The sequence below is a fragment of the candidate division KSB1 bacterium genome, from assembly GCA_022562085.1.
GTDB lineage: Bacteria > Zhuqueibacterota > Zhuqueibacteria > Oceanimicrobiales > Oceanimicrobiaceae > Oceanimicrobium.
The window spans coordinates 1-7,866 of record JADFPY010000213.1; the positions used below are offsets into that span (position 1 = coordinate 1).

The following is a 7,866-nucleotide window of genomic DNA, read 5'->3' on the forward strand; positions in this document are numbered from 1 at the left end:
GCCCGCCAAATTTTATCCGAGGCGCCTGGGGTTGTGTTGATGGATCATCCTCAAGATGAGGTTTATCCCACGCCCGCTTTTGCAGCTGGCAGGGATGAAGTTTTTGTTGGCCGAATTCGTAGAGATGATTCCGTTGAATATGGTTTGAATTTGTGGGTGGTTTCGGATAATCTGCGCAAGGGGGCGGCGCTGAATGCGATTCAGATTGCTGAGGAGTTGATTAAGGAGTGAGATTGCTTTTCGAGTACTGGGAAGCAGAGCTTGCCCATTCAATTGCCCGCAAGCTGGAGCTTGGGAAGGAGGTAAATAAAAATGAAAGCGGAGGGCGACCCCGCCGGTAAGCCGACGAAGGAGGCGCTTATAATAAATGCCCCGACGGTTCGGGGCCACTATTCGAGGAGGCGCCCGAGCCTGCGGAGGACACCGCATCCCGACATTCCTTTTAAAAATACAATAATAGAGTCGGGAGAGGAGGCCGGAGCAGTCAGAAATAAAAAACCCCGAGCTCTTTTTTAGAACCCGGGGTTTGTAATTCTTTATCGACTTATAACCAGCCTAAAGGCTGAACTACAAACATTAATTCCCGTTTTCTTCTTTCTCTTCCTGCAAATCCTTCCTATCTTTTTTCAGGTTGCCTTCAAGGATTCTGCGGAGTCTTGCCAGTTCCTTTTCAGCACGCACGCGCTCGGCTTTGATTCTTTCAAGCTCAGCTTCGGCGGATTCGGTGGCGCGCTGTTCCCTGATAATTTTCTCAAACAGTTCGCGGCGGTTTTCGGCTTTTTGCAAAAGAACATCTCGCTGATTGGGTCTGTACATTTTAGTCGGCAGTAGGGAAAAATGAGTACCGAAATTAAGCCGCCATCCGGCATAGTTGGGCTGCGCGCTTGCCAGCGTTCGAGGAATGCCAGCGGCAGCAGGTGCGTAAAGTGTTTTGTCACTGCTTTCAAAGATTCTGAGGTCAGCACCAAGGCTTAAGGACATCCAGCGAGTCAATTTATAAGAAGCCGCCGGCGAAATATATAGATAATTTTCCCTGCTGTAGGCTGACTCGGGGGGAGCTTTCAGAAAAAAATTGCCATACAATTCAGCGGAAAATTCAAATTTATTTTTTGGGACTCTGACTCCCATTGCATACAGAATTTCCTGTGACATTGAAGCGGGCTTGGCTGCTGCAACGTTGTTGGTCAACTTAACGCCAACATCGTTGTGGTTCCAGTATCCAAGATTGAAATGGAGGTTTAATGCTTCATCGGGGTAAAGCGCATCCTTTGAATAACTTACCATTCCGGTCGCGCCAAATCCGATGCGCTTTGCGCCATAAGGTTCAAACGGAATGTTGTAAACTTTGCCAAGAGGAACTTTGGTGTTCACTGCAAGGCCGTAAGTTAAGGAACTACCCGGTGAGCCTAAGGAGCCGAACTTAACTGACATAAATACATCGCCGGGGTTGTTTAGTTCAACGCCAAAATTTGTGTCACCATAAAGAAGGGGAGTCACGGCAAGTTCAAAATGCTTACTAAGCCCATAATTGATGCTTAAACGTCCGTTCAAGTCATAGATATTAACGGAACCAGTTGGCTCATTCGAAACAGTGCTATAACCACGGGAGTAAAGCTTTGTGGTCAAGAAGCCAGCCGGCAGAGTCGATGCTGAGTGAACGTAGTTCAGCCCTCGATTTCCATTGAAAATAAGTTGCGCATTGACAAAGGTTGGAATCATTGCTGCGACAACGAAGATGATAAAAATAAATTTAAGTCGATTCATGGTGCTACCCTTTCCTTATCTTCAGTTTAAAATTGAGGACTTTCCTGTGTTGAGTTAGTTCCCTGAGGCTGCCAGCGAGTTTGCGCGATAGAGAGACTCGAAAGTCCCTGCATCCGTCCACCAGCCGTCTAAGACTTCAAATGTCATTTTATTATCTTGAATGTAACGATTATTTACGTCCGTAATTTCCAGTTCATCGCGGCCCGAAGGTTTTAAGGTTTTGATTATGTCAAAGACTTCGGAATCATACATGTAAACCCCGGTCACAATTAAATTTGATTTCGGCTGTTTTGGTTTTTCAACGATGTTAACAACCTTTTCGCCGTGCAGCTCTGCTACTCCAAAGCGCTGCGGATCAGCGACTTCTTTAAGCAGTATTTTTGCGCCGCCGCCTTGTTGCTTAAAAGTATCGACAGCGGTTTTTATGCTTTTTTCAATAATATTATCGCCCAAAATTACAATAACTGAATCTCCTTCTGAAAAATATTCTGCTAATCCTAAAGCTTCGGCGATTCCTCCTTCACCTTCTTGATAAGTATAATTAAGATGCTTCAGACCGAATTCTTTACCGTTGCCCAGCAATTTGAGGAAATCACCCGCATTGTTGCCACCTGTAACAAGCAGAATATCGTCAATTCCTGCATCAACAAGCGTTTGCAATGGGTAGTAAATCATTGGCCGGTCATAAATCGGCAATAAATGTTTGTTGGTAATTTTGGTGAGAGGATGGAGACGAGTCCCTAATCCGCCAGCTAAAATAACTCCCTTCATAATAGATTATCCTTTTTGAATTTAATAAAATATCGGATGAAAAAGTTTACATCTTTAACGCTGTGCAAGGTGAAATTAATATAGGGTCAAAAAATAGAAAATGGGGGAGAGAATAGCAAGAAAAACGAAAGGATTTTTATTCGGGCAAGTCAGGTGTCCAAGCTTTAGCTTGTTTTTTTGGGGCCGCTCCGGCTCCTCGTCCCGAAAGCATTATTATATTTTTAAAGGAATGGCGGGACGAGGGATCCTGCGCGGGCTTCGTGCGCCACTTTCCGATTTTATTATTATAAAAGATTTAAGGAAAATCGGAAAGGGGTCGCCCTCCGCTAAATTTTTCAGAAAAACTTTTAGATAGTTACGGAAATTAGCGAAAGCGGTTTCCGTAACCGCCACCAGCTACAGAGACCGCTCCGCTAATCTCTGTAGCTATCTTAAAGGTAAAATAAAAAAGGCCCCCTCTGAGGCGAAGGAGCCCTGTTCTCATAACGGCGCCGTCACTGCACCCGATCTTCAAACTCTTTTCCAGTGGCCGGCAACATAGTAATAGCCATGGTGATTCCTTTTCCAACGGGGCTGCACGTAAACATAACCATGCCGTGGTTTAAGCCAATAACCTTTTAACCGAACATGGCGTCCGTGCTTATATTGCCAATGCGCTGAGACCCAAATTGCTTTAGCACAGGGCCTGACATGCTTCACAACTTTTACCGTTCTCACTTTAGGCGGGCCAAATCGAACATAGACTCTTACTCCGGCTTCAGCAAGTGAAGGCAGTAAGAACAAACCGGCCAAAGCAGCGGCCGCAAAAAACTTCCTTAATTTATTCATGATGTTTCTCCTATACGTTTTTTATATCTTTCAAATTCTGATTTGTCTTTATGCAAGGGGCGTGCCAGTTCATCTGAACTATCTTTTAGTGCATTGATTATAAAAAACTTGAAACCATTTTTTTAGACGAGTACCTGAATTTTTGTTGTCCCAATAGGTTCAACTTTGAACAAAATAGTGCACTTTAATTAACTGCTTGACTTCTACTTGTCAATCCATTATTTTTTACTCATGAATCAAATCGAACTAAACTTAACTGCAGATAAACCTAAAACAGTTGATAAATCTAAATCTGCAGATAAAACTAAAACTGCCTCGGGGTTAAATAAAGAGCAACAATCGGCGGTCGAATATGACCAGGGACCTTTGCTGATTGTCGCCGGGGCGGGTACCGGAAAAACCAAAGTTATCACTCACCGAATTGCGCACCTGATTTCATCGAAAAAAGCGCGGCCGGATGAAATTCTTGCCCTGACCTTCACGGAGAAAGCTGCCGCCGAGATGGAAGAGCGAGTCGACCTGCTCATTCCATACGGATATGCAACGGTTTGGATTTCTACTTTCCATGCTTTTGGCGACCACATTTTGCGCGAGTTCGCGTTTGAGCTGGGACTGCCCACGGATTTTCAAGTCCTGCCTACTCCCGAGCAAATTATTTTCTTTAAAGACCGCCTCTTTGATTTACCCCTGAAAATTTACCGCCCGCTCTCAACCCCGGATAAATTCATCGAGGCAATCATCGGACATTTTAGCCGCGCGAAGGATGAAGATATTACACCGGAAGAATACCTGAGTTTCGCTAAAAAACTCATAACCGAAGTTCAACCAGACAATCGAGAACAAGCAGAATATGCGGCACAGCAGTTGGAGCTGGCCCATACTTATGTTACGTATCAGGAGCTTTTGACTGCTAACGGTAAACTGGATTTCGGTGACTTAATCACAACGGTGTTGAGGCTCTTTCGCGAGCATCCTCTGGCGCTGCAAAAGATTCAGAATCGCTACAAGTATATTCTGGTGGATGAGTTTCAGGATACAAATTATGCACAATTTCAAATGGTGCGACTTTTGGCACAAGTGCATGAAAACATCACGGTCGTCGCCGATGACGATCAATCGATTTATAAATTCCGGGGTGCAGCGATTAGTAACATTCTCGGTTTTACAGAATTGTATACGAATGCAAAGCAAATCGTGCTTACAGAAAATTACCGGTCAAGTCAGATGATTTTGGATGCGGCTTACAAACTCATCGGTCACAACAATCCGGATCGACTGGAAGTGCAAAACAACATCAATAAACAGCTGACTGCGCAGTTAACTGGTGAAAAAATGGTTGAGCATATGCATTTTGACACCCTCACCAGCGAAATAGAGAAAGTCGCTGAGATGATAAAGGCGAAGGTTTCTTCCGGCCAATTTAACTATAAGGACTTTGCAATTCTTGTGCGCGCCAATTATGATGCCGATGCTTTCTTGCGTTCATTACACTTGCACCGAATTCCATTTCAATTTTCCGGCAGCCGGGGACTTTACCAGCGAGAAGAAATTCGTATGCTGATTTCCTTTCTAAAAGCGATTAGTGACTTCCGGGACTATATTAGTTTGTTTAATCTCGCCATCTCAGAGGTCTACCATTTTCCGATGCATGAAATCACCATGTGTTTAAACGTTGCCAACCGCTCAAACCGAACGCTCCATCACGTGCTGCGGCATTTTGAGAGCTATCCCGAGCTTGAGGAGTTGAGCGCGGAAAGCATTGCAACACTGAAGAAGCTTTTAGAAGATATCCAGAAATATCTAGATCTGGCCCGCACCGAGCCGACTCACGTCGTTTTATACAGTTTTTTAAAAGACAGTGGTTACCTGGAACAGTTAATGGAGGTTGATTCAATTGAGTCTGATTTAAAAATTCAGAATATTGCAAAATTTTGCATGCACGTTAAGAACAAATCGGAAATGTTGAGGAAGGATCGGGTGCAGGAATTTGTGCCCTATCTCGAGAATTTAATTGACGCAGGCGATGATCCGGCCACCGCGATGGTCGAGTTGAACGAAAATGCCGTCAGTGTCTTGACCTATCACCGCGCCAAGGGCCTCGAATTCAAAGTTGTGTTTATGGTGAGCTTACTCGACCAGAAATTCCCGACTCGGGGCTGGAACGACCCCCTGGTACTTCCTCCTGAGTTAATTAAAGATACGTTGCCCTCGGACGATTTTCATGTGCAGGAAGAAAGAAGGCTTTTCTACGTCGGCATGACCCGGGCCGAAAGGGAACTCTATTTTACCAGCGCGCGGGACTATGGCACTGAACGGCCGCGAAAAATCAGTCAGTTTGTGCTTGAGGCGTTGGACAAACCGCGAGCCGATGAGGCCTATATAAAAGCCTCGCCTTTGGAAGCACTCGAACGGTTTGCCCCGAGTAGCGACGACTCCTTGCCGGCAGAAACCGAAATCCCCGCTGATGAACTCCTTAATCTCAGTCATCGCAAAATCGATGATTATTTATCCTGCCCTTTAAAATACAAATATATTCATATTCTAAAGGTCCCGGTCCTGCCAAACCATGCGCTGATTTATGGACGCGCCATTCATGAAGCTGTTGGTGAATATGGCCGCCACAAAATGAGCGGCAAGAAAATTTCACTTGAAGAAGTCATCAAAGTCTTTGAAAGTAACTGGAGCAGCATTGGCTTCCTGACTCGTGAACATGAAGAAGAGCGGCTGAGGGTTGGCCGGGAGTCTCTAAAAAGATTCTATGAGGAGCAGGAAGCCTCAGACCATAAACCGGCAAGGGTAGAAGAACAATTTAGCTACATGCTTGGCAATAACCGTTTGACGGGCCGGTGGGACCGGGTGGACATTCGGGATGGCGACGTTTATGTGATCGATTATAAATCATCTGCAATTGATACTCAGGACAAGGCAAACAAGAGAACGAAAGAAAGCCTGCAGATGGTGAATTATGCCCTGGCTTATGAAAAATCGGCAGGTAAATTGCCAAAATATGTCGAGCTTCACTTCCTCGACACCGGCTTGGTCGGCCGCTCTCAAATCGCGGATAAGGATATGATTAAATTTAAAGCTAAACTCAATGATGTATCCAAAGGAATCCGCGCCCGTGACTACACGCCTAAACCAGGTTATATGACTTGTAACCTTTGCTCATTTTCAAAGGTTTGCCCGGCGACGGCGGCGAAGTGAGGAGTTAGGTAAATTAAAATACCAAGTCAATACCGCCTAAGTTAATCTTTTTCACTAACCCTGGAATTTGTCGAGCTCTTCTCTCTTTTAACTCTGTTCACTAAATCCACAAAGTTATAGGATAGTCGTTTGGATCAGGTGTAATTACAATCGCTGGCTTAATATTCTCTTGACAAAATGATGAGATTTCTTATATTGATAAAGCCGTAAAAAGTCAAACTGCTCAAATGGCTACAATCGTCAGGAATCAGCCAAATGGCACAACTTACGAAAAAGGTATTAGATTTACTTAACCGAAAGAGTTTTCAATCGTTCTTTGACACATTAAGAAAGAAAAACCTGCAGCATTTTCATACATAGCAGGGATTTTCCGCCTGCACAACCATGAATTTGGCTGCTCTGAACATATTTATCCCTAGCGCCTTTAGCCTTGCTGCATAATCTAGGCACTTTAAGCCTCGATAGCGCATGCGCCTTGCCCCGGTCATATGAATGTAACGTGAATGGGTCGCTTCAATGCCAGCGCGATACCGGTACTTCTCTTTGAACTCTTCGCTTTGTTGATAGCGCCGACGCAAGGCAGCGTCAGCTTCGTTGTGATTGTAGAGTAAGCGATACCCGTGTTTTGCTTTCTTGACGGCGCATGATGAGAAAATGGCACAAGTTCGACAAACGTCTTCTGACCAGATTCCAGTGAGCGTACCCTTTTTGTTGGGTTTGATTCTTGTTGGGGCATGGCCTTTGGGACACCGTTTAACCTCATGGGTTTGTCGGTCAAATTCAAAATCGACTAAGTTGTTTTTGGGGGTGTTGCCCGGCACTGGAGCGATTAAATCAACCCCGTGTTCTTTGGCTTTTTTCTTGTTGTCCCGGCTACCGTAGAGGGTGTCGGCTCCAAGCTCATCGGGAAGCAAGTCTCGTTCTTTTACTTCCTGAAGGGCAGGCTCCAAAGCATTGCTATCGTGACAATGAGCCGGCTCAACATCAACATAAGTAATTAATTGCAACGAGGCAGAATCGTTGTCTTCAGGCGTTTCCTTAGAGTAGGTTTCCATAATCTGAACCTGGTAGCCTTGCCCTTTGTGGCCATCATAGGTTGCATCCGGGTCAGATGGATTTTGTAAACTGTCTGAACGGATTTCTTTAGCAGGTTTGACAACGACATTTTCATCTTCAACAGAGCAATGTTCGGTGAAAACCCGCTCGAGTTCTTTATAGCTATACAGTGAGTTGACGGCTGTATGGCCTTTGAATTGGCAGATGAGCTCGTACATATCTTGCGCAATGTCTGCCACGCGT

General features: G+C 44.9%; 6 protein-coding genes. 2 read left to right on the top strand and 4 right to left on the bottom strand.

What is annotated here, in order from left to right:
- A partial coding sequence (locus IH879_15690) for an aspartate-semialdehyde dehydrogenase (GenBank protein MCH7676369.1) occupies positions 1-231 on the top strand: 231 nt, incomplete at its 5' end.
- Between the two features lie 345 nt (positions 232-576).
- On the opposite strand, the gene IH879_15695 is transcribed toward IH879_15690, so the two are convergent.
- From IH879_15695 to IH879_15705, 3 genes are all read right to left on the bottom strand, one after another.
- Positions 577-1,764 carry a hypothetical protein gene (locus IH879_15695; GenBank protein MCH7676370.1) on the bottom strand — a complete coding sequence of 396 codons (1,188 nt, stop codon included), beginning with the start codon at positions 1,762-1,764 and terminating at the stop codon, positions 577-579.
- A gap of 54 nt (positions 1,765-1,818) precedes the next feature.
- The gene (locus IH879_15700; GenBank protein ID MCH7676371.1) at positions 1,819-2,535 is read right to left on the bottom strand and encodes an NTP transferase domain-containing protein; all 717 of its coding nucleotides are present in this window, start codon (positions 2,533-2,535) and stop codon (positions 1,819-1,821) included.
- A 510-nt stretch (positions 2,536-3,045) separates the two neighbouring features.
- Positions 3,046-3,363 carry a hypothetical protein gene (locus IH879_15705; protein MCH7676372.1) on the bottom strand — a complete coding sequence of 106 codons (318 nt, stop codon included), beginning with the start codon at positions 3,361-3,363 and terminating at the stop codon, positions 3,046-3,048.
- A gap of 231 nt (positions 3,364-3,594) precedes the next feature.
- On the opposite strand from IH879_15705, the gene IH879_15710 reads away from it, so the two are divergent.
- Positions 3,595-6,567, top strand: a complete 2,973-nt coding sequence (locus IH879_15710) for a UvrD-helicase domain-containing protein (protein MCH7676373.1) — start codon at positions 3,595-3,597, stop codon at positions 6,565-6,567.
- 350 nt (positions 6,568-6,917) lie between these two features.
- Here IH879_15710 and IH879_15715 read toward each other — a convergent pair.
- The coding region (locus tag IH879_15715; protein MCH7676374.1) for a transposase at positions 6,918-7,866 on the bottom strand (949 nt) is incomplete at its 5' end.

Excerpts from the sequence above, each read along its gene's own strand:
- IH879_15695 (MCH7676370.1), bottom strand. The coding sequence starts at position 1,764 with ATGAATCGACTTAAATTTATTTTTATCATCTTCGTTGTCGCAGCAATG.
- IH879_15700 (MCH7676371.1), bottom strand. The coding sequence starts at position 2,535 with ATGAAGGGAGTTATTTTAGCTGGCGGATTAGGGACTCGTCTCCATCCT.
- IH879_15705 (MCH7676372.1), bottom strand. The coding sequence starts at position 3,363 with ATGAATAAATTAAGGAAGTTTTTTGCGGCCGCTGCTTTGGCCGGTTTG.
- IH879_15710 (MCH7676373.1), top strand. The coding sequence starts at position 3,595 with ATGAATCAAATCGAACTAAACTTAACTGCAGATAAACCTAAAACAGTT.